This window comes from Methylocystis rosea SV97 (assembly GCF_000372845.1).
In the GTDB taxonomy this organism is placed as follows: Bacteria; Pseudomonadota; Alphaproteobacteria; order Rhizobiales; family Beijerinckiaceae; genus Methylocystis; species Methylocystis rosea.
On record NZ_KB889963.1, the window covers coordinates 2,980,854 to 3,006,645 of the forward strand.

Sequence of the window (25,792 nt, forward strand, 5' to 3'; positions counted from 1 at the left end):
GGGAGCCGGCGCCGACGCGACGGTTAGCGTGGGAAGAGGTCGTGCAGCCCGAAGGGCGCCATCGGCGGCAGCGAGGAGCGCGCAGCGGCGTGCTGCATGCCATCACGACGCATATCCGTGTAACCCAATGGGGCGACGGGGGTGCGGGGCATAGAGACGCGGACATGACCGCCGAGCCGAACACAACCGTTTGACCCCGCGACCGCGACATAATCGGCGCCATATCGCGCACATTGGCTGACATTATCGGCATGCGCCGGCGCAACGGCGATGGCCGTGAGCGCGATGGCGCCGAAAAAGCCCGCCGGCAAAAGACGGTTACTGCGGCTGATGTTGTCTAGGGTCATGAGTTTGGGCCTCATTTCCGAAAGTTCGCGCGCGTCGCGCGAGATTTCAGGAGCCTTGCGATCCCGACAATGTCTCGATACGCCGTAAATGCGCTGGCGGCGACGAGAACCTCCTCGCCTTCGAGCGGCGCATTCCGGCGCTGCAATCCAACTAGAGCCAAACATCGTGGCAGGATCGTGTCTTGGACGCTCACTGGCGAAAACTGTCGGCGCCATGTGAGAATTACGCTTTATTTTCTATTTATTTATTTTTCGTTTAGACGGAGGCCGTCCGCGACCCAATCGCCGATTGCGGCCTGGACGATCGCCAGAGCCGCGACGGCGGCGGTGTCCGCGCGCAACACGCGCGGTCCGAGCGAAAGCCGCGCGACGTTCGGCAGACCGGCGATGGCGGCGCGTTCGGCGTCATCGAAGCCGCCTTCCGGTCCGATGAGCACGCTCACGCCCTCTCGCGCCGTACGCCCGCCGAGCGCGTCCAGCGGATTGGCGAGCGCGGCGCGTTCGTCACAAAAAACCAAGAGCCGCCGCGCCGGCCAACGGGCTATAAAATCAGGGAGTTCGACGGCGGCTGCGACTTCGGGCACGGCCAGCACGCCGCATTGCTCGGCGGCCTCGATGACATTGGACTCGAGCCGCCCTGTGTTGAGTCGGCGGACCTGCGTTCGGCGCGTTATCACCGGCAGGAGACGGCCGGCGCCCATCTCAGTGGCCTTCTGCGCCATGTAGTCGAGCCGCGCCTGCTTTAGAGGAGCGAAACAATAATCGAGGTCGGCGCGTTCGGTCTGGGGGCGTAGTCGCTCGCCGACGCGTAATTTTGCGGAGCGTCGCGAGACATTCGCGAGCGTCGCGCGAAATTCGCCGTCGCGGCCATTGAAGACATGAATCGCGGCGCCCTCCCGCATGCGCAGGACATTGAGCAGATAGTTCGCCGCCTCAGCTGAAGGCGCGAGTTCGATATCCGGCGCGAGATCGTCACGAACGAACAAGCGCTGCGCAGAAAAATCGTAAGCTGACACAATGGTTTCCCAAGCGGAGACGCGAGCGCAAGGCGCGCTCGCCATGAAGCCGCCGCTTTGTTACGTGCAGGTTCCCCAAAACTTGCGTCGCCGGCAAGCCTGCTGGTAATGCTGCGAGCCTGATGAGCGGACCAAGACACATGATCATCGGCGCTGTCGATATTTCTCGCGCTGTCGCGCGACTTTCGCTGTTTGCGATGTTGCTCGCCTCTACCGGCGCGCATGCGCAGCAAGCCTGTCAGGAAGACTTCCGGAAGCTGACCGAGAAGCGCATGGCGGGAATCGAGGCGCTCAACAATCTGGGAAAGGCTGGCAAGGGCAAGATGGACCCCGAAGCCGCCTGCCCCGCAGCGAAACGTCTCGTCGCCGTCGAAACCGAGATGATGAATTACATCACCAAGAACAAGGAATGGTGCAACATTCCTGACAATGTCGCCGACGGCTTCAAGGAAGCGCGCGCCAAGACTCAGGGCTTCGCCTCGCAGGCCTGCGCGGCCGCAGCGAAGATGAAAGAGATGCGCGATCAAGCGGCGGCTGGGGGCGGCGGCGGCATGATGGCGCCGCCAAAGTTGCCTGCCGGACCGCTGTGAGCATAAGGCCAAGCGGCGATTCGGCGGGGACGACAGCGCTGCCCGACGCTATCGCGGACCATCCGTTACTACGCCGCGCGCCGCCAGCATTCCTGCCCTATATCCAGCTTGCGCGCCTCGACCGGCCCATCGGCTGGTGGCTGCTGCTGCTTCCCTGCTGGGAATCGAGCTCGCTCGCCTCTGCGTCCATGCGCGAAGGCCCCAACGTCTGGCACTTGGCGCTCTTCTTTATCGGCGCCGTCGCCATGCGCGGCGCGGGCTCGACCTATAATGATTACGTTGATCGCGAGATCGACGCCAAAGTCGAGCGCACGCGACTAAGACCGCTCGCGAGCGGGCGCGCGACGTCTGCCGCGGCGGTGCGATTCCTCGTCGCCCAATGCCTCGTCGGGCTCGCAGTGCTTTTGTCGTTCAACGGCCTGACGATCGCTCTTGGACTGATATCTCCGCTGATCGTGTTGATTTATCCCTTCGCCAAGCGCTTCACGTCCTGGCCGCAGGCGATCCTCGGATTAGCCTTCGCCTATGGCGCGCTGCTCGGCTGGACGGCGTGCACGGGCGAACTCGGCGCGCCGGCGCTATTTCTCTATGCGGCGGCGATCTCATGGACAATCGGCTTCGACACGATTTACGCGCTTCAGGACTTGCGTGACGACGCGATCGTCGGCGTGCGCTCCACGGCGAGATTGTTCGGTCCGCGCGTGCAATTGGCGGTCGGCGCGCTCTACGCCGTGTCCGCCGCATGCGCCGCCTTCGCCGTTTTTCTGGCGGGCGGCGGATGGCTCGCCTACGTCGGGGTCGTCGCCTATGCGGCGCATCTCGCATGGCAAACTGCGCAGACCCGACAAGATGTGGCGCCGATCACCGCTCTGCGCCTGTTCCGCTCGAATCGCGACGCCGGTCTGCTGTTGTTCGCAGGTTTTTTTGCGCAGAGCCTCGCCTATCTGTTCTAGAGGGCGTAGGGCGACGCGCGATGCGGAACTGCTCTACTTTTCGAGTTCCTTTTTCCTGTCGAGACAGGAGTCGATTTGTTTTTTGTCGAGCTCCCAATAAGAGCCGCCGCAGAGCGCCTCATAGCGACTGCTGACGAAGAAGGACCAAATGTAATAGCCGGTCAGCACCACCGCGGCGACGGCGGCGATTTTCATGATGATGTTGAATCGCGTTTCCGCGTCTTGGGTTTCCGACATTGTTTGTCTCCGCGCCAATGTTAGGCCGCCGAAAATTGCGTCGTCAACGTCAGTCCAGCGTCTGCCGGAACCGCATCACCGCGACGCTCATCGCAACAAGCGTGAAAGCCGCAAGCGCGCCGGCGTCGACGGCGAGATCGCCGAAGTTAGAGCCCTTCAACATCACCGAGCGCACAATGCGCAGATAATGGGTGAGCGGCAGCGCCTCACCCGTATATTGCGCCCACATCGGCATCCCGTGGAAAGGAAAAAGGAAGCCCGACAGAAGCATGCTCGGCAGAAAAAAGAAGAAGGTCATCTGCATCGCCTGCAGCTGATTTACCGCGACCGTCGAGAAAGTGTAGCCCACCGACAGATTGGCGACGATAAAAAGCAGAGTCAGCACGCTGAGCGTGAAGAGCGAACCGACCACCGGCACCTGAAACAACAAGGAAGCGACGATGAGGATCGTCGACATCTGCACGGCGCCGACGACGACATAGGGAGCGATTTTGCCGAGCATGATCTCGACCGGGCGCACCGGCATGGCGAGCAAGGCCTCCATCGTTCCGCGCTCGATTTCGCGCGTGACCGACATCGCCGTATACATCAGCATCGTCATGGTCAAAATCGTGCCGATCAGTCCGGGCACGATGTTGCGGCGCGTCTCTCCTGCGGGATTGTAGCGCCGATGCACGCGGATCTCGTAAGGCGGCGCATTCTGCGCAAGCGACGCCAGCGGTCCGGTCAGTTCACGGTCGAGCGCCTGATTCGCGGCGCCGAGCGCGGCGGCGACCGCGCCCGAGGTCGCCGTGGGGTCCGTGGCGTCGGCGATGAGAAGCAGTCCGGGCTTTTCGCCGCGGACGAGCTGGCGAGAGAAATCGGGCGGAATTTGAATGACGAACTGCACCTTGTTCGAGAGGATCAATTTGTCGGCGTCGGCCTCGCCGCGCGCGACATATTTGATGTTGAAATAATCAGTGGCGCGCAAGGCGCCGATCAGCGCGCGCGCGATCGGACTATCATCGCCCGTCAGCACGGCCGTCGGCAGATGTTTGGGATCGGTGTTGATCGCATATCCAAAGAGCATCAGCTGAATGATCGGATGCCGACGATCATCGCGAAGGTCGGCCGGTCGCGCCGAAGCTGAATGAATTCCTTGACGAACATTGCGACGAAACGCTGCCAGGACTGGGCGATCGCGCCGCGTCGCGCCGGACGGGGAACGACGCTCGGCAGGCCTTCCTGCGTGCTCACTGGTCGGCTCCAGCGCGAGTCATCAAATCAATGAACACGTCTTCGAGCGACGGCTCGTCGCGTCTCCAATGATGAAGCCCTTCGGCGCTATAGCGCTCCGCGACGCGTTCCATCGCGGCTTCATCACGCCCGCCGACGTGCAGCGCCGAGCCGAAGCGCGCAACCATGTCCACGCCGGGTTGACGTTTCAATTGGCTACTGAGCGGATCGAGACCCTCGCCCGTCACCACCCAAGTCGAGAGATTCGCGCTGGCGATGATCTCCGGAATCGTGCCCGAAGCGAGCAGCCGCCCATTGGCGATATAGGCGATCCGGTGACAGCGCTCCGCTTCGTCCATGTAGTGAGTCGAGACGAGCACCGTTAAGCCTTGCGTCGCCAGATGATGGATCTCGTCCCAGAAGTCGCGTCGCGCCTTCGGATCGACGCCCGCGGTCGGTTCGTCGAGGAGGAGCAGCGACGGGCCCGGCAGGATGCATGCGCCAAGCGCCAGCCGCTGCTTCCAGCCGCCGGACAGTTCGCCGGCGAGCTGATCGGCGCGCGCGACGAGCCCCAGGCGCTCCAGCGCCGCTTGAGCCGCGTCCTCCGGCGCTTCGAGGCCGTAGACTCGCGCCACAAATTCCAGATTTTCGCGAATAGTGAGATCGCGATAGAGCGAAAAGCCCTGCGTCATGTAGCCGACATCACGCTTGATCTCCTCCTGCTGGCGGCGGATGTCGTAGCCAAGACACCTCCCCGCGCCCGAATCGGGCGTCAGCAGTCCGCAGAGCATGCGGATCGTCGTCGTCTTGCCGCTGCCATTCGGGCCGAGAAAGCCCTGGATGTGACCGCGCGCCACCTGCAGCGTGAAATTGTCGACGACCTTTTTGGCGCCGAAGAATTTGGTCAGCCCGCGCACGTCGATCGCGATGTCGCTGTCGACGCTCATTGCGCCGTTCCCGTCGGCTCGGGCGCCGGCCTGACAGCGACCGGCATGCCAAGGGGCAGCGCGCGCGCCGCCCCTTCCAGCCGCGCTTCGGCCTTAAAAACGAGTTTCGCGCGCTCCTTGTCGCTGAAGATCACGGGGGGCGTATATTCCTGCCGGCTGGCGATATAGCTGACGCGCCCAAAGAGGTCGTCGGCGCAGCCGTCGCATGTGACGCGCATCCGTTCGCCAAGGGAAATTTTCGGCAACTCAGGCTCAGAGACGTAGAAGCGCACTTTGCGATTCTCCGGCGGCAGCAGCGCGACAACGGGCTGGCCGGCGTTGACGATTTCGCCAGGCCGGAAAAAAACGTCCTGCACGACGCCGTCGGCGGGCGCGAGCACGCTTTGGCGCTTGATGCGGATATTCATCGCGTCGAGTTGCGCGCGCGCCTGTTTCAAATTGGCTTCCGCAGCCTCGATCTCCTGCGAACGGCTCGCCATACGCGACGCCTCGACCTGCCGGCGCGCTTCCTTAACGCTCGCCTCGTCGCGCGCGCGGGCCATCTCAGCGCGATCGAGCGCCGCCTTCGCAACATGGCCCTCGGCGTAAAGCTTGCGCTGCCGATCGTAATCCGCGCGGGACAATTGGAGCGCCGCCTCGGCGCGCTCCAGCCCCGCTTGTAGAACGGCGATCTGCTCCGGCCGATTCATCGCGGCCTGCACATTTTCGACTTGCGCCTCGAGTTGAGCGATACGCGCGCTCGCCTCGTCGCGCGCCCGGTCGAGAAGCGTCGTCGACATCGTGAACAGCGGATCGCCCTTTTTCACCTGGGCGCCAGCCGAAACTGCAAGGCTCGATACTCTCTCGGTTTCATAAGGGCCGATGTAGAGCATCTCTCCTTCGACATAGCCCAGAAAGACATCGGCGGGAATCGCCGGACGATAGGCGACGCGCCAAACGACGACGGCGAGAAGCGCCAGCGCGATGAAGACCGCGAGCCGCTTCATGTGGCGGAGGCGTAGAGCGGATCGAGCATGGCCTGATTATGCACCTCATCCCGCCGCGCGGCGAACCTCGCCGCGAGGGCGCCTCCAACAAAGCTCCTCCCGAAGGCGAAACTCCTTTTGCCGCGGCGACGGCAAAAAGGCTAGAATGCCTCCAAGAAAAGGCAAAAGGGATTGAAAATGGCTGAAGATACGGAGCTGCCGCCACGCGAATCTATGGAATATGACGTGGTCGTGGTCGGCGCAGGCCCGGCCGGCCTCGCCGCGGCGATTCGCTTGAAGCAAGTTGCGCCGGATCTCTCCGTCGTCGTCATCGAGAAGGGCTCCGAGCCCGGCGCGCATATTCTCTCCGGCGCGGTCATTGATCCGATCGGTCTCGACCGGCTTCTGCCCGAGTGGCGCACGCGCGACGACGCGCCGCTGAAGACGAAAGTGCATGAGGACCATTTCCTGTTGCTTTCGGAAAAGGCCGGCTTGCGCATTCCCAATATGTTGATGCCGCGGTTGATGAACAATCATGGCAATTTCATCGGCTCGCTCAGCAATGTCGTTCGCTTTCTCGCGTCGGAAGCGGAAAACCTTGGCGTCGAGATCTATCCTGGTTTCGCCGGCGCCGAAGTTCTTTACGGCGACAAGGGCGAAGTCGTCGGCGTCGCCACGGGCGACATGGGCGTGGGACGCGACGGCCACCCCACGGACAGTTTCACCCGCGGGATGGAACTGAAGGGCAAATACACGATCTTCGCCGAAGGCGCGCGCGGTTCGCTCACCAAGCAACTGCTGGCGAAATACGACCTTTGCGCCAACAGCGAGCCGCAGAAGTTCGGCATCGGCTTCAAGGAGCTTTGGCGCATTCCGAAAGAGAAGCACAAGGACGGACTTGTGCAGCATTCCTTCGGATGGCCGCTTGCGGCCGACACCGGCGGCGGCTCTTTCCTCTATCATTTCGACGACGATCTCGTGTCGATCGGTTTCGTCGTGCATCTCAACTATTCCAATCCGACGCTCTCTCCCTTCGACGAGTTTCAGCGCTTCAAGACGCATCCGATGATCGCGCCGACGCTCGAAGGCGGCGAACGTCTTTCCTACGGCGCGCGCGCGCTGACGGAAGGCGGGTGGCAGAGCGTGCCAAAGCTCGTCATGCCGGGCGGCGCGCTGGTCGGCTGCGCCGCAGGCTTCATGAACGTGCCGCGCATCAAAGGGTCCCACAACGCCATTGTTTCTGGCATTCTGTGCGCCGAGCATGTCGCGGCGGCGATCGGCGAAGGCCGCGCGCATGATGCGGTCGACGCCTATGACGCCGCCTGGCGCGCCTCCGAGATCGGCCGCGATTTGAAGCCCGTGCGCAACGTCAAGCCGCTCTGGTCGAAATATGGCACCTATGTCGGCGCGCCGCTCTTTGGCCTCGACATGTGGACGAATGAGCTGTTCGGCTTTTCCTTCTTCGGCACGCTCAAGCACGGCAAGGCCGATTACGAGACCTTAAAGCCGCTCTCGGAAGTCACGCCGATCGTCTACCCGAAACGCGCAAGCGATGTCGTCTTCGACAAGCTGTCGTCGGTGTTCGTCTCGAACACCAATCACGAGGAGGATCAGCCGGTTCATCTGAAGCTTGCCGATCCCGCGATTCCGATCACGCGCAATCTCCCGATCTACGGCGAGCCTGCGCGACTTTATTGCCCGGCGGGCGTCTATGAGGTGGTCTATGCCGATGAGGCGACGCGCCGCGATCCGCGCTTTGTGATCAACGCGCAGAATTGCGTTCACTGCAAGACGTGCGACATCAAGGACCCGGCGCAGAACATCACCTGGGTTCCGCCGGAGGGCGGCGGCGGACCGAACTATCCGAATATGTGATCCGACTCGGCGAAGGCGTCGTTACGCGCGATGACGCGCCGGGAATCTGCGTGAACCGATGTTCTTCATCGCCTCGAAAATCTTCGCGTTCGTTCTGGCGCCGATCCACTTTTTCATTTTCCTCGCCGTCATCGGCGCAACGCTGCTGTTCACGCGCTGGAAGACTTGGGGACGCGCGCTCTCGACATTAAGCGCGTTCGCGTTGCTGCTGATGGCTTTTGGACCGCTCGGCGGTCTCCTTGCGGGTCCGCTCGAGGCGCGGTTTCCGCCGTCGCCAGATGACATGCCCGCGCCCGACGGCATCATCGTGCTCGGCGGCACGATCGACGAACGGCTGAGCGTCAGCCGGAACCGCCCGGCGTTGGTGGACGCGGCCGAGCGGCTGACGGCGCCGATCGCGCTGAAGCGCAAATATCCGAGCGCGCGCCTCGTCTTTACCGGCGGCTCCGCCGCGCTGCAGGCGTCGCCCTACTCTGAAGCCGACGCCGTGCAGCGCTTCTGGCGTGAGATCGGACTCGATCAGGGCGACGTTCTCTACGAGCGCCGCTCGCGCAACACTTACGAGAACGCCGTCTTCACGCGCGAATTGCTTCGCCCCAAGCCCGGCGCGCGCTGGCTGCTCGTCACCTCGGCGATTCACATGCCGCGCGCCTTCGGCGTGTTCCGTCAGGCGGGCTTCGATGTGATCGCCTATCCGGTCGACTATCGCACCAGCGGCGACTCGAGACTCGAATTCCCGCGTTTTGCGACGAAAGCGCTGGGTCTGGTGGAGTTTGCCGCGCATGAGTGGGCGGGACTCGTCGCCTATCGGCTAACCGGAAAAAGCGACGCGCTGTTTCCCGCGCCTTAGCTGCCGCTGCCGCGCTCAGTCCGTGCGATGCCGGCGTCCGCGCGACGAGCCCGCGGGCTCCATGCTGCGCCCGCCGGCGCCGCCTGGATATGCGCCGTGCTTCATCTCCAAAAAGAGCGCGATCGCCTGCGCCCGATTGCGCACATCGAGCTTTTCGAAAAGATTGCGCAAATGGAATTTGATCGTGTTGATCGAGACGCCGAAATCCTTGGCGAGCTGACTGTTGGTGTGCCCGGAGCCGAGCGCCGACAGCAGGCTTCGCTCGCGCAGAGTTAGATTTTCCAGCGGATCGCTGCGCATCTTGCGGATGTCGACGAAGGGAAACACCATGTCGCCCGCCGCCACCGCCGCAAGCACGTCGAGGAGCCGCTCCGGCGGCGCCCGCTTCGAAACGAAGCCCGCGCCGCCGAGCTGCAGAGTCTCGGCCGGCGCCGCAGGATCATTGGTGCCGCTGTAGACGACGATCTTGGGCGCCGCGACTTGACGCGACAGCGCGCGCAAGACGTCGCGGGCGTGCAGCGTCGGCAATTGCCAGCCGATCACGGCGATGGTGAATTTCTGCTGACGCGCCGCCTCGAGAAACTCTTCGCCGTCCGTCAGCTTCGCCACAAGCGTGAATCGCCGGTCGTCCGACAGCAGCTTGTCGAGCCCGGCGAGAATCAGCGGGCTCTTATCGGCGATGGCGACGTCGATGCGATCCGCCTCTGTCGTCTTGCGGACGCCATCGACGCCATCGGGCCGAGCGGCGCGCGAACCGTCCCTCTGGTCATTTGCGGCCCTAATCGAAGAGGTAGGAGCCATTCAGCCTCCGCCGCCGCGCGGAGCGCAGCGTATTGGTCAAGATCACCACGTTATGGCCTCAGACGCTCCGCAATCCTAGGGCTCGGCGGGTCGGCGTACCCTGCCCGTTAGAGGTGGGGCGTAAGTCACAATACCGCAGGCTCCCACGGATGCAAGCCTCTTTGCGCGGGCCGGCGCTGGCGAACTGACAAACAAAAACGGCGCGCTGGCCTAGGCCAGCGCGCCGCGTTGAATGCTTCGTGAAGCTTGTTTAGTCGTTGAACACCCAGCGGGCGGCGAAATACGCGGCCGCGCCGATGACGATGATCGCGATCATGCCGACCGGGGTCGCTGCATAGCTCGTCAGTTCAAGAATAGCGCCCATAGTTTCCTCCTTCTGTCACACACACTGCCGTTTCGCCACAAGCCGAGATTCAGGCTGCAATCCGCGATTGCGGCGTTGCTTTCTTCGTCGAATTGGTCAAGTGGAAAGCTTGGCCGACGCCGGCCCACCTCGGTCTTGGTTCAACGTTGACCTCACCTAGGCGGGAACGCGTCTGCATCGCTATTCGGCCCTAGCCGCGCCCGGAGAGCCATAATGCTCGCAGCTCTCGGCCGCGGTTCCGAAATGCGGTGGTTTCGGAGTATTGCAGACGCAAAGCGCTGTCAAGCGATCGACAGGGCCGCCGCTGCGCTGCATCGCCGCATCAAAGCGCATACAAAGGCTCAGTTTGCGCTTGCCGCGCCGGCGCGCCGACGACTATCTATCGGAGCGCGGCAACAGTTCATCTCGCGAGCGTGAAGTCCGATGTTCAAGTTTTTCATCATCGCTGTCGCTGTCGCGGCCGCTGGATTTTCAGCCTATTACGCGTTCCGACGCTCGCCCGTCTGTTCCGCCGACGGCAAGTATATGGCGACGCAAAGCGACTGCGAGGCATGGGGCTTCAACCCCGACGTCTGCAAGCAGGCGATCGAGAAAGCGCGCGCCGTGGTGGCGCGGGCGGCGCCAAAAAGCGAAACGATGTTTCAATGCGAGGTGCGCTTCTCGGATTGCTTCGAGGCGCAGGACGGAGGCTTTTCGCCGCGCCCCTCATTCTGTCTACGCCCAAACAAGGGCGCCGACCCTCTGGAAGTCAGATATCTCGAATATGAATCCGATCGCATGAACCGGAAAAAGACCAAGGAAGTTCGCGTCCAGTGAAATCGGCCGAAGCCGGTCAGCGCCTGACATCGGCGCGGCGCTGCTCGATCTGGAACTCCGACGCATCGATGACGAGCTTGCCGGCGGCGGTGCCGATCGCGATGTGAATCGGCACCACGACATGCGCGTCGGGAAGCGGCGCGAGCCAGACGCTGATGTCGTTGTTGTTCGCCATGTAGCGTGTCGCGGAGCTGTCGGGACGATGCCCGGCGATCGGGGTATAGCGCGCCGAACACACGGTGACGGGGCCGGCGTAACCGCGCGTTTGCGCGGTGTGCGCGCCGGCATAGGCGAGCTCTACGTCGAAACGCGTCACGCCGTCAAAAACGGAAATGGTTCGGTTGCACGCCGAGGGCCCTGTGAGCTCCTCTCCAGGCGGCACGCGCATAATCAGCGCGCTGACCGGATCCACGATGTGGCGCTTGGCGCTTTCCGTCACGGGCACGCGCGCTTCGGCGTCCCAGGGCGCGGGCCTCACCTCCACCGCGCGCACCGCGTTGCCGACGAGCGACATGCGCACCGTGCGCGTCTCGTCGCTATTCGAGGTGGTGTTGGCGTAATTTGCCGGCGACGGACCGCCGGCGGTCAGGCCGCCGCTAGCGCTGGCGGCGCCCTTGGCGTTGTTGATGAGATTGGCGAGACCCGTCGTCCGCATCGAGATCTCGACGCGGTAGTTTTGCGCGTCGACGATGCCGGAAGCGGATGCGCTGCCGATGGAGAGCCCCATGAGGCTCAGGGCGTAATGCGCCTTGAGCATCTCCGCGGCGGCGGGCGTGCAGAGCGCAAACGACATCGCTGCGGCGGCGCAGCCGCCGCGCGCCGCAAGGCGTGAAAGTCGGGTGGTCGCTCTCATGGCCTGAGCGTATCGCTTGTTGCAGCCCATTCTTCTACCGCACTCGACCTCTCGGTCGAATTGATGGCGCGCGCGGCTGTGAGGCTCAGGCCCATTCTTGCCAATGTCCGTCTTCGAAAATGCGCCATGCCCGCAACCCCGCCTTTGCGACCACGAGCCGTCCCGCCTTCGCCTCGGCGACAAGATGCTTGAATATGAGAGGATTGCGCCAGGAAAACGGCTTTTCCGGGTCGCAGACCGCGTGGTATTCGTCGCTGTCCGGGTCGTCCATCAGCAGCGTGCCGACCTTGTCGGGCCGCAGTTGGGAAGTAAAGCTGCGCTCATCTTTCCATCGGCAGTAGTAGTCGCGACACACGTCCGGACGCGTGTCATAAACGCCGCAGCCGCCCGTCAGCGCGCAGTGCTCGCAGAGCTTGCCTGCGGGCTTCTTGAACTCTTCGATTTCAAGAACCTTGCAGCAGAAGTAGCAGGAGCCGCAGGCCTTGCCTGGAATGTCGAGCATGTCGGTCAAGCGCCTGATGGCGTGAGAATCGAATCGGCGTATTGTGAACGCCGTACCGCCGGATGCAAGCAGCGTCAGGATCAGCGAGCCGAGCCATGACGCGTATAATCGACCCCGCCTCTCTTTTCGTGTCCGCCGCGTGGCTCGCCGAACGTCTCGACGCGCCCGATCTCGTTGTCTTCGACGCGTCGTGGCACATGCCGGCGACCGGCCGCGACGCGCACGCCGAGTTCCTTGCGGGGCATATTCCCGGCGCGCAATTCTTTGATATAGACGCCGTCGCCGATCCGTCCACCGACCTGCCGCACATGTTGCCCAAGCCCGAAGTCTTCGCGGCGGAGATGGGCCGGCTCGGATTCGGCGACGGCATGCAGGCGGTCGTCTACGACAGCGTCGGCATATTTTCCGCGCCGCGTCTCTGGTGGACTTTTACTGTCTTCGGCGTGGAAAGGGTCTCGATCCTTGCGGGCGGCCTTCCCGCGTGGGAGGCCGAAGGCCGTCCGCTCCAACAGGGCGAGGCGCGCAAGCGAGCGCCGGCGGCGTTTACGCCCCACTTCGACGCGAGTCTGGTCGCCGACGCGCAGGCCGTGCGGCGCGCGCTTGATCTCGGCGGGCCGCAAGTGGTCGACGCGCGGGGCGCGGAGCGTTTCCACGGATGGGCCCCTGAGCCGCGCCCTGGTCTGCGCTCCGGCCACATGCCCGGCGCGCTGAACCTTCCATTCGGCAATGTCCTCGAAGGCGGAAGTCTGAAAGACAAGCTCGGGCTCGAAGCGGCCTTTTCCTCCGCGGGCGTCAATCCCGACGCGCCGGTCATCGCCACCTGCGGCTCCGGGCTCACCGCTTGCATCGTCAGCCTCGCGCTCGCTGCAGCGGGCCGACCGCCGGCTACGGTGTATGATGGCTCCTGGTCGGAATGGGGCGCCCGGGAAGACCTGCCCGCGGTCATCGACGAGCGCAGCTGCGCCTAGAAAATAGGCTTATCGATTAACTTAAGAGCATACAGTATAACTTGTGGGCGCCTAGCCTAAGTTGGGCGCCGGAACTTTGGCCATGGCGCGGCCAAGGCGGCAATGTTAGAAGCTCGGCGGCTCTTCAGCAGAGCCAAAGTCGCTAGCGGGCCGGGGCTTAAGCTAAGCGCGCGGGGGATTTGATGAAAAAGGTCGAGGCGATCATTAAGCCGTTCAAGCTCGATGAAGTGAAGGAAGCGCTGCAGGCGGCGGGCCTCCAGGGCATCACGGTCACCGAGGCGAAGGGTTTTGGCCGTCAAAAAGGGCACACTGAGCTCTATCGCGGCGCTGAATATGTCGTTGATTTCCTTCCGAAAGTTAAAATAGAAATCGTTCTCGCGGACGACGCCGTGGAACGCGCCGTCGAGGCCATTCGCACGGCTGCGCAAACGGGCCGAATCGGCGATGGCAAGATTTTTGTTTCAAACGTCGAAGGCGCGATCCGAATTCGCACCGGCGAGACCGGCGCGGACGCCATCTAGCACCGAGCCCCCGCCCCATGAGCTTTCTCGCCAACATCTTTCGACGCTCCGCCGCGCCCAATTCGAAAACAGCTCAACAGCAAGATCAGCAAAGAGAGGCATCGAACCACATGACAACGGCCAAGGACGTTCTTAAGCAGATCAAGGATAACGACGTTAAATACGTCGATTTCCGTTTTACCGACCCGCGCGGCAAGTGGCAGCATGTGACGTTCGACGTTTCGATTGTCGATGAAGAAGCTTTGACCGAAGGCATCATGTTCGACGGCTCGTCGATCGCCGGCTGGAAAGCGATCAATGAATCGGACATGACGCTCCTTCCGGATCTGGATTCCATCTCCGTGGATCCCTTCTTCGCGGCGTCGACGCTCTCCGTCGTCTGCGACGTCGTAGAGCCCGCGACAGGCCAGCCCTACAACCGCGACCCGCGCGGCATGGCCAAGAAGGCGATGGAGCATCTGAAATCGACTGGCGTCGGCGACACGGCCTTTTTTGGTCCCGAGGCCGAATTCTTCGTCTTTGACGACGTGCGCTTTTCAGCCGAGCCCTACGATACGGGCTTCACGCTGGATTCGACCGAGCTGCCCTCCAATAGCGGCACGGCCTATGAAGGCGGCAATCTCGGCCACCGCGTGCGCACCAAAGGCGGCTACTTCCCGGTGCCGCCGGTCGACGCCGGACAGGACATGCGCGGCGAGATGCTCGCCGCCATGGCGGCCATGGGCGTCAAAGTCGAGAAGCACCATCACGAAGTCGCCTCCGCCCAGCACGAACTCGGTCTGAAGTTCGAGACGCTCGTCACGGTCGCCGACCACCTGCAGATCTACAAGTATGCGATCCATCAGGTGGCGCATTCCTACGGCAAGTCGGCGACCTTCATGCCGAAGCCGGTTTTTGGCGACAACGGTTCGGGCATGCATGTCCATCAGTCGATCTGGAAGGACGGCAAGCCGGTCTTCGCGGGCGACAAATACGCCGGCCTCTCTCAGGAGTGCCTGTGGTACATCGGCGGCATCATCAAGCATGCGAAGTCGCTGAACGCCTTCACCAACCCGTCGACCAATTCGTATAAGCGTCTGGTTCCGGGCTATGAGGCGCCGGTGCTGCTCGCCTATTCGTCGCGCAATCGTTCGGCGTCGTGCCGCATCCCCTTCAGCTCCAACCCGAAGGCGAAGCGCGTCGAAGTTCGTTTCCCCGATCCGACGGCGAATCCCTATCTGGCCTTCGCCGCCATGCTGATGGCGGGCCTCGACGGCATCGCCAACAAGATCGATCCGGGCGGACCGGCCGACAAGGATCTCTACGATCTGCCGCCGGAAGAATTGAAGGCCATCCCGACGGTGTGCGGCAGCTTGCGCGAAGCGCTCGATAATCTCAAAGCCGACCACGCCTATCTGACGGTCGGCGGCGTCTTCAACGAGGACTTCATCAACTCCTACATCGACCTCAAGATGCAGGACGTGATGCGCTTCGAGATGACGCCGCATCCGGTCGAATTCGACATGTATTACAGCTACTGACGAAAAGACGCGGCCGCCGCGCCTTCGCGCAGCGGCCACATCACGTCAAACCGGAAGGCGACGACTCGCCTTCCGGTTTTTTTTCGCTTTTTTTCGAGCTGCACGTTGCGCGGCCGTCCTGTCGCATAGGCGTCATGAGCCTGTCATTTCGCCGAGCGAAATTGCGGCGAAAGCAAGAGCGTCTCACACAACATTCGCGCGGGCCATCCCACGCCGTCTCCACGTCGATCGCGCGCTTGCCGCGGCGAAGTGGTTTCGGCCGCAATGATTTGATGCAACGGAGAAATGCCATGAAACTGCGAGCCCTCTCCGCCGCCGTCGCGGCTTTCGTGGTTTTGGCCGCCGGCGCTGTTGCGCTCGATCTGGAGCTCTCCCCCTACAAGGTCGTCAACGGACTGTCGGGAAAATTGAAGTCGGTCGGCTCGGACACGATGCATCACGAAATGGAGCTCTGGGCCGAAGGGTTTCAATCGATCTACCCGAATGTGTCGATCGAACTTGTCGGCAAGGGTTCGAACACGGCGCCGCCGGCGCTGCTCTCGGGAGAAGCTCAGCTTGGGCCGATGTCGCGGCAGATGAACCCCGATGAAATCGGGGCCTTCCAGGCGAAATATGGCTACAAGCCGACGGCGGTTCTGGTCGCGATCGACGCCTTGGCGATATATGTCCACAAGGACAACCCGCTCCAATGCATCAGCATGGAGCAACTTGAGCGGGTTTTCGCCGCCGACCCGAAAAGCGGCGGCGGCAAGAGCATCCTTACCTGGGGCGAACTTGGCCTCACTGGCGAATGGGCGGCTAAGCCCATTGCTCTGCAGAGTCGAAATGCTTTGTCCGGCACCTATAAATATTTCAAACAGCACGCCCTGGCCGGCGCCGACTTCAAAGACACCGTACAAATGCAGGTTGGCTCTGAAGCCGTCGTCAGCGAAGTGACGAAGGACAAATACGCGATGGGCTACTCCGGCATCGGCTACAAGACGACCGGAGTTCGCGCGGTTCCGCTGTCGTCCGGCAAGAGCTGCTATGACGCCTCCTTCGACAACACCTACTCGCGCAAATATCCGCTGGCGCGGGGTCTCTTTATCTACCTGCTGAAGGACCCAAAGAAGCCGATCGACGCGCTCAGCGGCGAATTCGTCTCATATGTGCTTTCGAGAGATGGCCAGACCCAGGCGAAAAAAGGCGGCTACTATCCGATCACCCGCAACATTCGCGAGCATGAGCTGACGCGCCTCGGCCTACTCGCATCGGCGAACTGACACAGGCGAAGGCCAGGAGCGCCCGGTCACTGACAAATGCGGTAGCTGCCATTCGATCCGTGGCGCTCGATGTCGAAGTGAAGATGGCTTGCGTGATAGGGATCTGATCCAGGGCCAAGGACAGTGGTGAACCAGCCGCACGCCGCCGTTCTTAACGCCTTGACGTAAGCGATCGATTGAGCATCCGGCTGAGCGTCGATGCCGACTTTTCGACCGTCCGAGAAGTCGAATGCGGCGATGTCGAGAGCGAGCCCTTTGGCGTGTGCGCTGAGCTTGGCCCCGTTATCGTGATTGCGGCCGCGGCATTCGTAGCCCGAGCCTGTGTCAATCGCGACGAGCGACGCGCCCATCGTCCCGGCGCCGAGCGGCGACAGCAGATTTTTCACGTAATCGGAAAATTGCAGCGCGAAGGCGCAGCCCAGGAGCGGCTTTGCCTTGAGCGCGACGCCCTGTTTGCCGACCGTGACTGAAAGAAGACGGACCGGCGCCTCGATCGCACACCCGTCAAGCGCGCCGGCAGGCGCTTGGGCGGGTTCGAAAGCGACGCCAGCCGCGCGCAGATTCGCCATGCAATCCTCGGCGGAATCGGTCTCCACACGCGGCGGCTTATCGCCTGCCTCAGGCTTCGCCTCGGGTAAGGGGACGGTCTGAAATGCCGGTCGCCGTGGAGGCGTCGGCGCGTCGATCGCCCCAGCGGAAGTTGCGACACCGCTCAACGCCAGAGCGAGCGCAACCTCGACCGTCCAGCGTACAAGCTCGCGAGAGATCGTCGTCCTCATCATCGCCTCTAGCCGCGCCATTCTTCTAATCCCGCAGAGGGGCGCCTACATTGGGGCGAGTGGAGGAACCCAATGTCGAACGCCATCACCGTCACAGTGCCGCACGATCTCGGCGTCGAAGCGGCGAAAGCCCGCGTCTCCGAACAGCTGGCGAAAATGCAGCGCGAATATGTGGACAAGGTCGCGCATTCCGAAGTCACCTGGGCCGGCGACGTCGGGACGGTTCGCGTGACGGCGCTCGGTCAGACGGCGACGGCGCAGATCACCGTGCTGAAGGATTTGCTGCGCATTGACGTTCAGCTGCCCTGGGTGTTGGCGGCTATTTCCGGCAAGCTGCAGCAATTCATCTCGAGCAACGCCGGCGATGCCTTGCGCATCGGCCAAGCGACGAAAAACGACGCTAGCGCCGCGCGTAAAACACCGTAAAGCGATGGCGTTTCCAGCCAATATCCGCGTAACGGAATCCCGCGTCTTCGAGCCAGGCGATCTGATCTGCAAAGGTCGCGCTACGATCGAGTTCCGCGCGCTTTCTCGCCGCCGCGAAATCATCGGCGGCGATTCCTGAGCCTTGGACATCCGCTTCCCAGCGGCGCTGATAGGCGTCCTCGATCTCGTGCGTCGCGCCGAGCGACTGGTCGGCGTTGAGGAACACGCCGCCGGGTCTCAGCGCATCATGAATCCGCCGGAAGAGGCGGCGCTTCGCCTCATCTTCGAGATGGTGGATGGAGAGCGCTGAGACGACGGCGTCGACCGGTCCAGGGAGCGGCGCGGTTGCATAGTCGGCGAGCGACAGGCGCAGGCGGGCGCCGTAAATCGCAAGCCGTTCGCGCGCCGCATCGAGCATCTTCGGCGCGAGATCGACACCTTCGACCTGCGCGCCGGGAAACCGGTTGAGAATCATTTCCGACAAGAGACCGGTGCCGACGCCAAGATCGACGCATCGAAATTCCCTTTGACCGACGGCCTCTTCGAGAAGATCGAGCGTGGTCCCGTAGAAGGCGTCGAAATGCGGAATGAGTTTGCGCCGCAGCGCGTCATAGCCGGGAACGGCATTTTCGAAAGCGGCGCGCAGCACGTCGAAATTCGCTTCGGTCATATCTGATTCCCGTAAAGACCGCGGCCGTGGAGAGACGGTTTTCACCGCCCTTCCGCTCGCCGTCCGAAGTCGGGCGCAGCCGTGTCCTGGCCCTGCTCGATGATCGAGCGGCGGATGTCGCGCGTGCGCGAGAAGAACTCCAGCAATCCTTCCCCGTCGCCCCGTCGGATCATCCGCTGCAGCACGCTGAGATCCTCGTTGAAGCGTCCGAGCATCTGCAGGACGGCGTCCTTATTGGCGAGGAAGATGTCTCGCCACATGATGGGATCGGAGGCGGCGATGCGCGTGAAATCGCGAAAGCCGGACGCTGAGAATTTGATGACCTCGGAACGCGTCTCGTCGCCGAAATCATCCGCCGTGCCGACGATGTTATAAGCGATGAGATGCGGTAGATGGCTCGTGAGCGCGAGCACGGCGTCATGATGCGCGACGCTCATCGTCTCGACGTTGGCCCCCAAACGCATCCAGAATTTCGTCAGCTTTTCCACGGCTGCGGCGTCGGCGTTCTCGGGCGGCGTGAGGATGCACCAACGATTTTGAAACAGCATGGCGAATCCTGCGTCCGGCCCGGAGAACTCCGTGCCGGCGATCGGATGGGCGGGAATGAAGCGCGCGGGTTCGGTAAGATGCGGCGTCATCTGCGCGACGACGGCGCCTTTCACCGAGCCGACGTCGGAAAGAACGGCGCCCTTTTGCAGATGCGGCGCGAGGCTTTGCGCGACGTCGCCGCAAGCGCCGACAGGCGTGCACACGATGACGAGATCGGCTCCACCAACCGCCTGCGCATAATCTTGTGTCGCAACGTCGGCGAGACCGAGTTCGCTGGCGCGGCTGACGACCTGAGGCGATGAATCCATCACCGCGACATGCCGCGCCGCGCCGAATTGGCGCGCCGCGCGCGCGATCGACGAGCCGATGAGCCCGACGCCGATCAGCGCCAGGCGTTCACAAGCAGGATCAGCCATGAACGCCTGCTTGCGCGTCTTGCCGCACGCGGGCGCTCTGCATGAATTCAGCAAGCGCTTCGACGACGCGTTCATTCGCCTCCTGCGCGCCGACGGTGAGCCGCAGGAATTCCCCCATGCCATAGGCGCCGATGGCGCGCAGCACCAGGCCGCGCGACATGAGGAAGCGGTCGGCGTCGAGCGCCGTCAATCCCGGCGCTTCTAGGAAACGTATGGCGACGAAATTGGCGACGCTCGGCAGAACGTCGAGGCCGAGCGCGGAAATTTCTCGCGAGAGCCACGGCAGCCAGCGGTCATTATGCGCGATCGCCGCGTCGAGATGCGCGCGATCCGACAGAGCGGCGATCGCCGCTGCTGAACCCGCGCTCGAAACATTGAAGGGCGAGCGGATTCGGTTCAGCGCGTCGATCACATGCGCGGGTCCATAGGCCCATCCAACGCGCAGGCCTGCGAGGCCGTAGATTTTCGAGAAGGTGCGGGTCATCACGACATTTTCATACGCATCGACCAACGCGACGCCCGCTTCGTAATCCTCGCGCAGGACATATTCGGCATAGGCGGAGTCGAGCACGAGCAACACATGCGCGGGCAGCGAACGCGCCAGCCGCGAGACTTCATTCGCCGGCAAAAACGTTCCCGTCGGATTGTTCGGATTGGCGAGAAAAACGATCTTTGTTCTCTCGCCCACACAGGCAAGGAGCGCGTCAACTTCCGCTGTGTAGTTCCTCTCCGGAGCGACAACCGGCGTTCCCCCCGCGGCGAGAGTGACGATCTTGTACTCAAGGAACCCATGCTGGCTGTAGACCCCCTCGTCGCCGGGCCCGATGTAGGCGAGCGCAAGCAGCTCCAGAAGATTGTCCGAGCCGGCGCCGGCGATGATTCGGTCTGGGTTCAGCGCGTAACGCTCGCCGATCGCCTCGCGCAGGGCGCGCGAGGAGCCTTCGGGATAAAGCGCCATATGGTCCGCCATTCCGCGCAGGGCCTCTATGGCGCGGGGAGATGGCCCGAGCGGGGTCTCATTGGCCGACAGTTTGAACACGCGCGCGACGCCCGGCGCGGCGCTCCTGCCGGGCACGTAAGCGTCGATCGCGAGAACGGTTGAACGGGGGGTGGGCTTGGTCATGATCAATCGCCTGGCGCGAAGACGCCGCTGCGCGCGTCGTTAAGCTGGAAGCGCATCGCATGGCTGCCGATCACGTCGACGCGCGCGCCCTCCACCCCCGCTTCGGCCAACGCTTTGGCGAAGGATTGGGCGTCGGCGTCGCCGGCGGCCGCGACAAGCAGCGCGAGCCCTTCCGGATGGGGGGCGCTCGCGAGGATTTCGCCTTTGAGCGTCTGAAAAGCGGCGGGCAGCGCGTGCGTCCAGCGCGCCAGGCCGACCGCATAAAGCGTCACGCCTTGCGCCATTGCGTCGGCCGGAAGCCGCGCGACGACGAACATCGGCAGACCCGCAGGATGATTCGGCCGCTCAACGAAAGGCAGGCGCGCGATGATCTTGGGAGCGCCATCGCCAACGAGGCGCATCCACCAGGCGCCATCCGACAGGCCGCCCGTCGCGCGCAAGATCCCCAGATCGCCGGTCGACGCGGCGACCGCTTCGATCACCGCGCCGGCGCCGTGATGCGCGACATAGGGAACGGTGAACCCGAAGTGGAAGCGCGCCGAATCGCGCATCTGCGCGTCGCCGCCGGAATCATCGGCATGCACCGAATAATTCGCCTGAACATAGGTGAAGGTCGAGACGATGACGCGCCAAACGCCTTCGACGGCGTCGAGCGGCAGGAGCCCCTGATGACGCTCGACCAGCGCACGCATCATTTGCGCCTCGCGATCGGGTCGAAAGGCGCAGCCGACGCCCTGCGCGCGCTTCACGGCGATCAGCCGGTCGATGATCTCGCCGCGCTCCATCAACAGCCGATGCATGTCGCGATCGATCCGGTCGATCTCGTCGCGCAATTCGGCAAGCGTGTCCGCGGCGGGCATGAGCAAAGGCGCATTCTGCATGGCGCACTCTCTTAGGCCAGCGCGCGACAGGAGGCAACGAAGGGACGGGGTTCAAACGATGCCAAGAAAAAGCGCGAGCGCCCTGTTTACCCGCAACAGCAGCGCATCGTCAGCCTCCCCAATCACCTCTCCGATTTTTGACGACGGGACGACCGTGAGCTTGTCGACGGCAATCTGAGACGCTTGTCGCAGCCCGTTGCGAGCAGAAGGCTCGACATCGAGGCGGAATAAGTCTGCATCGCCACGCAGAGTAGTGGTCAACGGGCAAATCACGACTGACGGCAGTTCCGCGAAGAGATCACTTTGCACGACCAGAGCGGGGCGCGGCTTGCCATAGTCTCCCGAGGTCGCCACAACCACGAATGCGCCACGCCGCATTAGTCCTCGGGCCACTCATACATGCTTGCCACAAATTGCATGATCTCGTCGCCAGCGGGATCATGAATGGCGACAGCGCGGGCCTGCCGATGGCACTTTTCAATAAAATCCGGTGCGCGGCTATCCGGCGCCCAGATTTGCACCGGCCGCAATCCGGCGGCGCGCATCCTTTGGCGGTAGCTGGCCATCCGAGTGCGCGGAGGCACGGGTTTGTCGTTCTTGGGCCGGCGGGACATGCCAACGATCCAGGTTATCGTAACATGTTACTCCAGGCCATTATCTTTGTCACGTCAAAATCTGTGACGGCGCCGCTTCCTTTTCAGCCCGCCCCTTCCAGCAACCGCGCCGCGGCGGCGCGCGCTTCTTCGGTGATGGCGGCCCCCGACAGCATGCGGGCGATCTCCTCGCGCCGCTCGCCCTCGGCAAGCACCGCGACGCTGGTCGCGACGCGCTTGTCCTTACCGGTCTTCGCCGGCGCGCCCTTGCTGATGCGCAGATGCTGGCCGGCGCGCGCGGCGACCTGCGGCGCATGGGTGACGGCGAGCACCTGCGCGCGCGCGGCGAGACGCGCCAGCCGCTGACCCATGGCGTCGGCCACGGCGCCGCCGACGCCCGTGTCGATTTCGTCGAAAACCAGCGTCGGCGCCGAGCCGCGATCGGCGAGCACGACCTTTAAGGCCAGCATGAAGCGCGCGAGTTCGCCGCCCGACGCGACCTTGGTCAGCGGACCCGGGCGCGAGCCCGGATTGGTCTGCACCCAGAATTCGACGCGGTCGATTCCTTCCGGCCCTGCGGACTCGGCGTCGCTCGTCACCTGCGTCGAAAAATGCGCGCCCTCCAACCGCAGCGGCTTCAACTCGGCGTCGACCAGCGCATCGAGTTTCTTCGCCGCTGCGCGGCGCGCCGCGGACAGGGCCAAGGCCGCTTCGTCATAGGATTGCTTGGCGTCCGCAAGCGCGCGCCCCAGCGCGACCAGTCGCGCTTCGGACGCGTCGAGCGCGGCGATGTCATTGGCGAATTTTTCTTCAAGCTTCGCAAGGTCGGCGACCGCGACCTGATGCTTGCGCGCGGCGCCGCGCAGCGCGAACAGCCGCCCCTCGACCCGCTCCAATTCCGCCGGATCGAATTTCGTCTCAGTGAGCGCCCGCTCCAGCGCCTCCTCGGCAAGGCCCAAGGCATCGACAGCCTGCGTCAAGGCGCGCGCAGGCGCGTCCAGCAGTTGCGGCGCCTGCGTCAGACGCCGCTCCAATCGCCGCGCCGCCTGAGCGATTTCCCGCGCCGGCGATCCGTCATTTGAAAACGCCGAGAGCGCGTCGGAGATATCCGAAGCGACCTTTTCGGCGCGCTGCATGAAGAGCCGCCGTTCGGCGAGCGTCTCTTCCTCGCCCTCCTGCGGCGCGAGCTCCGAAAGCTCGGCGTGAGCATGGCGCAGGTAGTCGGCGTCGGCGCGCGCCTTGGCGATGCGCGCCTCTTCTTCAACAAGCGCGCGGCGCGCCGCCTGCCAGGCGCCGTAGCGCGCGCGCACTTCATTCGCTTGCGCGACGAGGCCGCCATGCGCGTCGACAAGCGCGCGATGCGCATTCGGATCCACGAGCGCGCGTTCATCGTGCTGACAATGAATCTCGACGAGTTCGCGCCCAATCGCGCGCAGCGCCTGCGCCGTCGCCGGCTGGTCATTCACAAAGGCGCGGGTGCGCCCGTCCGCCGCCTGCACGCGGCGCAACACCAGCTCGTCCTCGCTCGCCAGTCCGAATTCGCGCGCCGCAAGATGCGCGGGATGATTCGCGGGCGTATCGAACGCCGCCGTCACCTGGCCCTGTTCGCAACCGGCGCGCACGAGCGACGCGTCCCCCCGACCCCCGAGCGCCAGCACGAAGGCGTCGAGCAAGATCGATTTTCCCGCCCCGGTCTCTCCCGTGAGCGTCGTCAGGCCCGGCGCGAATTCCAGGTCGAGCGCGTCGATCAGCACGATGTCGCGAATGGAAAGACGGACCAGCATGAGGCGTTGCTCAAATGCCCTGGGCGCGCACATGCGCCGGAAGCCGCGCATCGGCGACGCGCGGACGGCCCTCGATTATAGTCGCCAGCGCCCTTTTCCAAACGGAGATTTTATGGCTGATCTTGGCATCGACGACATTCGCGCGCTGCTGAGCGCAAAACCGCGACCCGTCGGCTGGCCGGCGCGGCGCGCCCGCATCGAGGAAGTCGGCGCCGCTTGGCCGAGCGCGCCGGATATCGCATTGGAGCCGGCGTCAATCGAGGGCATGGCCGCCGAATGGTCTTGCGCGCCAACGAGCGACCCGGCGCGCGCGCTGCTGTTCTTCCATGGCGGCGGCTATTGCTCCGGCTCGATCGTCAGCCACCGCCGCATGGCCACTGAAGCCGGACGCGCCGCGGGCGCCCGCGCGCTCGCCGTCGAATTCAGACTCGCGCCCGAGCATCCGTTTCCCGCCGCCTATGAGGATGCGCTCGCGGCCTGGCGATTTCTTCGGCAACAGGGGTTTGCCGCACGCCAGATCGCGGTCGGCGGCGACAGCGCCGGCGGCGGCCTGACGCTTGCCTTGCTGATGCGGCTGCGCGACCTCAAGGAGGCGCTCCCTGCCTGCGCCTGGCTCGTTTCGCCTTGGACCGATCTCACCCTCTCCGGCGAAACGCTGATCACGAAGGACGACGCCGACCCGCTGCTGCATATGGCCTATCTCGAGGAACTCGCGCAGGCCTATGTCCCAGCGGGAGTCGATCGCCGTGACCCCCGAGTCTCGCCGCTGTTTGGCGATCTGAGCGGCTTGCCGCCCCTCATGATTCAGGTGGGCTCAAACGAAACGCTGCTCGCCGATTCGACGCGACTCGCCGCGGCGGCCGGCGCCGCCAACGTCTCGGTCACGCTGGAGATCTGGCCGCGCATGATCCACGCGTGGCACTTATGGAATGCAAGGCTTGAGGACGGCCGGCGCGCGCTCGCGCATGCCGGCGCATTCATCCAGGCGCGATTATTGGAGGACGGCCAGATTCGCGTGGAGCGACTTTCCGATCTTCGAGAGCCATGAATCTGTGTATTCGTGCGGCTCGAGACCGTCGCTTTTCAGCAGCGCGTGGGCGTCCTTATACCACTGCGAATCCGGGTAATTATGTCCCAGGATGGCGGCGGCGGTCTGCGCTTCATTGGTGACGCCCATCGCGAGATAGGCTTCGGTGAGACGATAGAGCGCCTCTTCGGTATGACGCGTCATCTGATATTTGCCGAGGACGTCATGGAAACGGTTGATCGCGGCGGGATAGTTCTTGCGAAGCAGATAGAAGCGCCCGACGTTCATCTCCTTGGCGGCGAGCTGGTCTCGCGTCACCTGCATTTTGTATTTGGCGTCGTTCACATATTCCGACTTCGGAAATTTCTGTACGAGCTGGGTGAAAACCTCGAGCGCCTTCTCCGCCGACTGCTGATCGCGCATGACGTCCGGCACCTGATTATAGAAGGACATGCCCGCGAGATAGTAGACATAGGGCGTATCGGCGGAGTTCGGATAAAGCCCGATATAGCGCATCGCCGATTGCACGGCGTCGTCATATTTGGGGTGCTCGTATTGAGCGAAGGTGGTCATCAGCAAGCCTTTTCGGGACCAGTCCGATGACGGATATTGCTTTTCCAATTCGCCAAATTTCTTGGCTGCGCCCTCGTAGTCCTTGGCCTTGAGCCGCGCCAGACCGGCGTTATAGAGATCCTCGGCCGGGATGTCGGGCGTGACTTCCGTCTGATATTTCGTCCCGCCGCTGCCGAAGAGACCGAAACCGCTGGTGATCGAGTCCATGAGGTCGGCGCGCGCCGGCGCGGCGCCGATCAACAAGGCCGACGCCAAAGCTAACACTTTGATTGAACGAGCGAAAACCGACATATGTTGCCCCATTGCGGCGCTGCGCGACGCTCGCGCGGTCCCGGCGCCCTCTAAGCTCAATCAGCCAAAATGGCGTCG

Annotated in this window: 28 protein-coding genes and 1 pseudogene; 11 read left to right on the forward strand and 18 right to left on the reverse strand. The window is 63.5% G+C overall.

What is annotated here, in order from left to right:
* Positions 1-23: 23 nt before the first annotated feature.
* Positions 24-347, reverse strand: a complete 324-nt coding sequence (locus A3OO_RS0115745) for a hypothetical protein (protein ID WP_029650222.1) — start codon at positions 345-347, stop codon at positions 24-26.
* Positions 348-592: 245 nt separating this feature from the next.
* The gene (locus tag A3OO_RS0115755) at positions 593-1,363 is read right to left on the reverse strand and encodes a 16S rRNA (uracil(1498)-N(3))-methyltransferase (RefSeq protein WP_040573932.1); all 771 of its coding nucleotides are present in this window, start codon (positions 1,361-1,363) and stop codon (positions 593-595) included.
* Positions 1,364-1,503: 140 nt separating this feature from the next.
* On the opposite strand from A3OO_RS0115755, the gene A3OO_RS0115760 reads away from it, so the two are divergent.
* Together A3OO_RS0115760 and ubiA are read left to right on the forward strand one after the other, a co-directional pair.
* Complete coding sequence (locus tag A3OO_RS0115760; RefSeq protein WP_018408805.1) at positions 1,504-1,953, forward strand: hypothetical protein; 450 nt, start codon at positions 1,504-1,506, stop codon at positions 1,951-1,953.
* Positions 1,950-2,906, forward strand: a complete 957-nt coding sequence (gene ubiA / locus A3OO_RS0115765; protein ID WP_018408806.1) for a 4-hydroxybenzoate octaprenyltransferase — start codon at positions 1,950-1,952, stop codon at positions 2,904-2,906. The genes A3OO_RS0115760 and ubiA overlap by 4 nt, the downstream gene beginning before the upstream one ends.
* Before the next feature lie 33 nt (positions 2,907-2,939).
* Here ubiA and A3OO_RS0115770 read toward each other — a convergent pair whose 3' ends face one another.
* The 4 genes and pseudogenes from A3OO_RS0115770 to A3OO_RS0115785 form a co-directional block, all read right to left on the reverse strand.
* Complete coding sequence (locus tag A3OO_RS0115770; protein ID WP_018408807.1) at positions 2,940-3,143, reverse strand: hypothetical protein; 204 nt, start codon at positions 3,141-3,143, stop codon at positions 2,940-2,942.
* A gap of 49 nt (positions 3,144-3,192) precedes the next feature.
* Positions 3,193-4,292: pseudogene (locus tag A3OO_RS21780) on the reverse strand (ABC transporter permease).
* An 83-nt stretch (positions 4,293-4,375) separates the two neighbouring features.
* Positions 4,376-5,305: an ABC transporter ATP-binding protein gene (locus tag A3OO_RS0115780; protein ID WP_018408810.1), complete on the reverse strand. Its 930-nt coding sequence runs from the start codon at positions 5,303-5,305 to the stop codon at positions 4,376-4,378.
* The gene (locus tag A3OO_RS0115785) at positions 5,302-6,291 is read right to left on the reverse strand and encodes an HlyD family secretion protein (RefSeq protein ID WP_018408811.1); all 990 of its coding nucleotides are present in this window, start codon (positions 6,289-6,291) and stop codon (positions 5,302-5,304) included. The genes A3OO_RS0115780 and A3OO_RS0115785 overlap by 4 nt, the downstream gene beginning before the upstream one ends.
* Before the next feature lie 177 nt (positions 6,292-6,468).
* On the opposite strand from A3OO_RS0115785, the gene A3OO_RS0115795 reads away from it, so the two are divergent.
* Positions 6,469-8,145: an electron transfer flavoprotein-ubiquinone oxidoreductase gene (locus A3OO_RS0115795; RefSeq protein ID WP_026223045.1), complete on the forward strand. Its 1,677-nt coding sequence runs from the start codon at positions 6,469-6,471 to the stop codon at positions 8,143-8,145.
* Between the two features lie 58 nt (positions 8,146-8,203).
* The gene (locus tag A3OO_RS0115800) at positions 8,204-8,995 is read left to right on the forward strand and encodes a YdcF family protein (protein ID WP_018408814.1); all 792 of its coding nucleotides are present in this window, start codon (positions 8,204-8,206) and stop codon (positions 8,993-8,995) included.
* A 15-nt stretch (positions 8,996-9,010) separates the two neighbouring features.
* On the opposite strand, the gene A3OO_RS21785 is transcribed toward A3OO_RS0115800, so the two are convergent.
* Positions 9,011-9,796 (reverse strand): response regulator transcription factor, encoded by a 786-nt coding sequence (locus A3OO_RS21785; RefSeq protein WP_018408815.1) that lies wholly within the window; start codon positions 9,794-9,796, stop codon positions 9,011-9,013.
* Positions 9,797-10,583: 787 nt separating this feature from the next.
* On the opposite strand from A3OO_RS21785, the gene A3OO_RS0115820 reads away from it, so the two are divergent.
* Positions 10,584-10,976, forward strand: coding sequence for a DUF1190 domain-containing protein (locus A3OO_RS0115820; protein ID WP_018408818.1), 393 nt, complete (start codon positions 10,584-10,586; stop codon positions 10,974-10,976).
* A gap of 16 nt (positions 10,977-10,992) precedes the next feature.
* Here the strand turns inward: A3OO_RS0115820 and A3OO_RS0115825 are convergent, their stop codons facing one another.
* Together A3OO_RS0115825 and A3OO_RS0115830 are read right to left on the reverse strand one after the other, a co-directional pair.
* Positions 10,993-11,829, reverse strand: coding sequence for a DUF3108 domain-containing protein (locus A3OO_RS0115825; protein ID WP_040573934.1), 837 nt, complete (start codon positions 11,827-11,829; stop codon positions 10,993-10,995).
* 85 nt (positions 11,830-11,914) lie between these two features.
* Complete coding sequence (locus tag A3OO_RS0115830; RefSeq protein ID WP_018408820.1) at positions 11,915-12,331, reverse strand: hypothetical protein; 417 nt, start codon at positions 12,329-12,331, stop codon at positions 11,915-11,917.
* 95 nt (positions 12,332-12,426) lie between these two features.
* On the opposite strand from A3OO_RS0115830, the gene sseA reads away from it, so the two are divergent.
* The 4 genes from sseA to A3OO_RS0115855 all read left to right on the forward strand — a co-directional run bounded on the left by sseA (position 12,427) and on the right by A3OO_RS0115855 (position 16,602).
* Entirely contained in the window at positions 12,427-13,299 is an 873-nt protein-coding gene (sseA, locus tag A3OO_RS0115835) for a 3-mercaptopyruvate sulfurtransferase (protein ID WP_018408821.1), read from the forward strand.
* A gap of 182 nt (positions 13,300-13,481) precedes the next feature.
* Complete coding sequence (locus tag A3OO_RS0115840; RefSeq protein WP_014890136.1) at positions 13,482-13,820, forward strand: P-II family nitrogen regulator; 339 nt, start codon at positions 13,482-13,484, stop codon at positions 13,818-13,820.
* A 110-nt stretch (positions 13,821-13,930) separates the two neighbouring features.
* Positions 13,931-15,340, forward strand: coding sequence for a type I glutamate--ammonia ligase (gene glnA / locus A3OO_RS0115845; RefSeq protein ID WP_026223046.1), 1,410 nt, complete (start codon positions 13,931-13,933; stop codon positions 15,338-15,340).
* Between the two features lie 290 nt (positions 15,341-15,630).
* Positions 15,631-16,602, forward strand: coding sequence for a PstS family phosphate ABC transporter substrate-binding protein (locus A3OO_RS0115855; protein ID WP_026223047.1), 972 nt, complete (start codon positions 15,631-15,633; stop codon positions 16,600-16,602).
* 26 nt (positions 16,603-16,628) lie between these two features.
* Here A3OO_RS0115855 and A3OO_RS0115860 read toward each other — a convergent pair whose 3' ends face one another.
* On the reverse strand, positions 16,629-17,402 hold the full coding sequence (locus A3OO_RS0115860; protein WP_018408825.1) for an extensin-like domain-containing protein: 774 nt from the start codon (positions 17,400-17,402) through the stop codon (positions 16,629-16,631).
* A gap of 51 nt (positions 17,403-17,453) precedes the next feature.
* Here A3OO_RS0115860 and A3OO_RS0115865 point away from each other — a divergent pair, with 51 nt between their 5' ends.
* Positions 17,454-17,807 carry a polyhydroxyalkanoic acid system family protein gene (locus A3OO_RS0115865; RefSeq protein ID WP_018408826.1) on the forward strand — a complete coding sequence of 118 codons (354 nt, stop codon included), beginning with the start codon at positions 17,454-17,456 and terminating at the stop codon, positions 17,805-17,807.
* On the opposite strand, the gene A3OO_RS0115870 is transcribed toward A3OO_RS0115865, so the two are convergent.
* The 7 genes from A3OO_RS0115870 to recN all read right to left on the reverse strand — a co-directional run bounded on the left by A3OO_RS0115870 (position 17,782) and on the right by recN (position 23,823).
* On the reverse strand, positions 17,782-18,477 hold the full coding sequence (locus A3OO_RS0115870) for a class I SAM-dependent methyltransferase (protein WP_018408827.1): 696 nt from the start codon (positions 18,475-18,477) through the stop codon (positions 17,782-17,784). The two genes, A3OO_RS0115865 and A3OO_RS0115870, sit on opposite strands and share 26 nt — an antisense overlap.
* A 41-nt stretch (positions 18,478-18,518) precedes the next feature.
* The gene (locus A3OO_RS0115875) at positions 18,519-19,442 is read right to left on the reverse strand and encodes a prephenate/arogenate dehydrogenase family protein (protein ID WP_018408828.1); all 924 of its coding nucleotides are present in this window, start codon (positions 19,440-19,442) and stop codon (positions 18,519-18,521) included.
* Positions 19,435-20,565, reverse strand: coding sequence for a pyridoxal phosphate-dependent aminotransferase (locus A3OO_RS0115880; RefSeq protein ID WP_026223049.1), 1,131 nt, complete (start codon positions 20,563-20,565; stop codon positions 19,435-19,437). The genes A3OO_RS0115875 and A3OO_RS0115880 overlap by 8 nt, the downstream gene beginning before the upstream one ends.
* 2 nt (positions 20,566-20,567) lie before the next feature.
* Positions 20,568-21,446 (reverse strand): chorismate mutase, encoded by an 879-nt coding sequence (locus A3OO_RS0115885; RefSeq protein ID WP_018408830.1) that lies wholly within the window; start codon positions 21,444-21,446, stop codon positions 20,568-20,570.
* Positions 21,447-21,497: 51 nt separating this feature from the next.
* Positions 21,498-21,824 (reverse strand): type II toxin-antitoxin system PemK/MazF family toxin, encoded by a 327-nt coding sequence (locus tag A3OO_RS0115890; RefSeq protein ID WP_026223050.1) that lies wholly within the window; start codon positions 21,822-21,824, stop codon positions 21,498-21,500.
* Positions 21,824-22,012 carry an antitoxin MazE family protein gene (locus A3OO_RS0115895; protein ID WP_026223051.1) on the reverse strand — a complete coding sequence of 63 codons (189 nt, stop codon included), beginning with the start codon at positions 22,010-22,012 and terminating at the stop codon, positions 21,824-21,826. The genes A3OO_RS0115890 and A3OO_RS0115895 overlap by 1 nt, the downstream gene beginning before the upstream one ends.
* A 131-nt stretch (positions 22,013-22,143) precedes the next feature.
* Positions 22,144-23,823, reverse strand: a complete 1,680-nt coding sequence (gene recN / locus A3OO_RS0115900) for a DNA repair protein RecN (RefSeq protein ID WP_018408833.1) — start codon at positions 23,821-23,823, stop codon at positions 22,144-22,146.
* A 112-nt stretch (positions 23,824-23,935) separates the two neighbouring features.
* On the opposite strand from recN, the gene A3OO_RS21790 reads away from it, so the two are divergent.
* Positions 23,936-24,871 carry an alpha/beta hydrolase gene (locus A3OO_RS21790; protein WP_051080415.1) on the forward strand — a complete coding sequence of 312 codons (936 nt, stop codon included), beginning with the start codon at positions 23,936-23,938 and terminating at the stop codon, positions 24,869-24,871.
* Here A3OO_RS21790 and A3OO_RS0115910 read toward each other — a convergent pair.
* Positions 24,815-25,714: an outer membrane protein assembly factor BamD gene (locus A3OO_RS0115910; protein ID WP_018408835.1), complete on the reverse strand. Its 900-nt coding sequence runs from the start codon at positions 25,712-25,714 to the stop codon at positions 24,815-24,817. The genes A3OO_RS21790 and A3OO_RS0115910 overlap by 57 nt on opposite strands.
* Positions 25,715-25,792 lie beyond the last annotated feature (78 nt).

What these genes read in the sequence shown, in the direction of transcription:
- A3OO_RS0115760 (WP_018408805.1), top strand. Translation starts at nt 1,504, where the DNA reads ATGATCATCGGCGCTGTCGATATTTCTCGCGCTGTCGCGCGACTTTCG.
- A3OO_RS0115795 (WP_026223045.1), top strand. Translation starts at nt 6,469, where the DNA reads ATGGCTGAAGATACGGAGCTGCCGCCACGCGAATCTATGGAATATGAC.
- A3OO_RS0115875 (WP_018408828.1), bottom strand. Translation starts at nt 19,442, where the DNA reads ATGGCTGATCCTGCTTGTGAACGCCTGGCGCTGATCGGCGTCGGGCTC.
- A3OO_RS0115840 (WP_014890136.1), top strand. Translation starts at nt 13,482, where the DNA reads ATGAAAAAGGTCGAGGCGATCATTAAGCCGTTCAAGCTCGATGAAGTG.
- A3OO_RS21785 (WP_018408815.1), bottom strand. Translation starts at nt 9,796, where the DNA reads ATGGCTCCTACCTCTTCGATTAGGGCCGCAAATGACCAGAGGGACGGT.
- A3OO_RS0115890 (WP_026223050.1), bottom strand. Translation starts at nt 21,824, where the DNA reads ATGCGGCGTGGCGCATTCGTGGTTGTGGCGACCTCGGGAGACTATGGC.
- A3OO_RS21790 (WP_051080415.1), top strand. Translation starts at nt 23,936, where the DNA reads ATGGCTGATCTTGGCATCGACGACATTCGCGCGCTGCTGAGCGCAAAA.
- A3OO_RS0115885 (WP_018408830.1), bottom strand. Translation starts at nt 21,446, where the DNA reads ATGCAGAATGCGCCTTTGCTCATGCCCGCCGCGGACACGCTTGCCGAA.
- A3OO_RS0115895 (WP_026223051.1), bottom strand. Translation starts at nt 22,012, where the DNA reads ATGGCCAGCTACCGCCAAAGGATGCGCGCCGCCGGATTGCGGCCGGTG.
- A3OO_RS0115800 (WP_018408814.1), top strand. Translation starts at nt 8,204, where the DNA reads ATGTTCTTCATCGCCTCGAAAATCTTCGCGTTCGTTCTGGCGCCGATC.
- A3OO_RS0115830 (WP_018408820.1), bottom strand. Translation starts at nt 12,331, where the DNA reads ATGCTCGACATTCCAGGCAAGGCCTGCGGCTCCTGCTACTTCTGCTGC.
- A3OO_RS0115785 (WP_018408811.1), bottom strand. Translation starts at nt 6,291, where the DNA reads ATGAAGCGGCTCGCGGTCTTCATCGCGCTGGCGCTTCTCGCCGTCGTC.
- A3OO_RS0115910 (WP_018408835.1), bottom strand. Translation starts at nt 25,714, where the DNA reads ATGTCGGTTTTCGCTCGTTCAATCAAAGTGTTAGCTTTGGCGTCGGCC.
- A3OO_RS0115860 (WP_018408825.1), bottom strand. Translation starts at nt 17,402, where the DNA reads ATGGCGCGGCTAGAGGCGATGATGAGGACGACGATCTCTCGCGAGCTT.
- A3OO_RS0115820 (WP_018408818.1), top strand. Translation starts at nt 10,584, where the DNA reads ATGTTCAAGTTTTTCATCATCGCTGTCGCTGTCGCGGCCGCTGGATTT.
- A3OO_RS0115770 (WP_018408807.1), bottom strand. Translation starts at nt 3,143, where the DNA reads ATGTCGGAAACCCAAGACGCGGAAACGCGATTCAACATCATCATGAAA.
- A3OO_RS0115880 (WP_026223049.1), bottom strand. Translation starts at nt 20,565, where the DNA reads ATGACCAAGCCCACCCCCCGTTCAACCGTTCTCGCGATCGACGCTTAC.
- glnA (WP_026223046.1), top strand. Translation starts at nt 13,931, where the DNA reads ATGACAACGGCCAAGGACGTTCTTAAGCAGATCAAGGATAACGACGTT.
- A3OO_RS0115865 (WP_018408826.1), top strand. Translation starts at nt 17,454, where the DNA reads ATGTCGAACGCCATCACCGTCACAGTGCCGCACGATCTCGGCGTCGAA.
- recN (WP_018408833.1), bottom strand. Translation starts at nt 23,823, where the DNA reads ATGCTGGTCCGTCTTTCCATTCGCGACATCGTGCTGATCGACGCGCTC.
- A3OO_RS0115825 (WP_040573934.1), bottom strand. Translation starts at nt 11,829, where the DNA reads ATGAGAGCGACCACCCGACTTTCACGCCTTGCGGCGCGCGGCGGCTGC.
- A3OO_RS0115780 (WP_018408810.1), bottom strand. Translation starts at nt 5,305, where the DNA reads ATGAGCGTCGACAGCGACATCGCGATCGACGTGCGCGGGCTGACCAAA.
- A3OO_RS0115870 (WP_018408827.1), bottom strand. Translation starts at nt 18,477, where the DNA reads ATGACCGAAGCGAATTTCGACGTGCTGCGCGCCGCTTTCGAAAATGCC.
- A3OO_RS0115745 (WP_029650222.1), bottom strand. Translation starts at nt 347, where the DNA reads ATGACCCTAGACAACATCAGCCGCAGTAACCGTCTTTTGCCGGCGGGC.
- A3OO_RS0115855 (WP_026223047.1), top strand. Translation starts at nt 15,631, where the DNA reads ATGAAACTGCGAGCCCTCTCCGCCGCCGTCGCGGCTTTCGTGGTTTTG.
- sseA (WP_018408821.1), top strand. Translation starts at nt 12,427, where the DNA reads ATGACGCGTATAATCGACCCCGCCTCTCTTTTCGTGTCCGCCGCGTGG.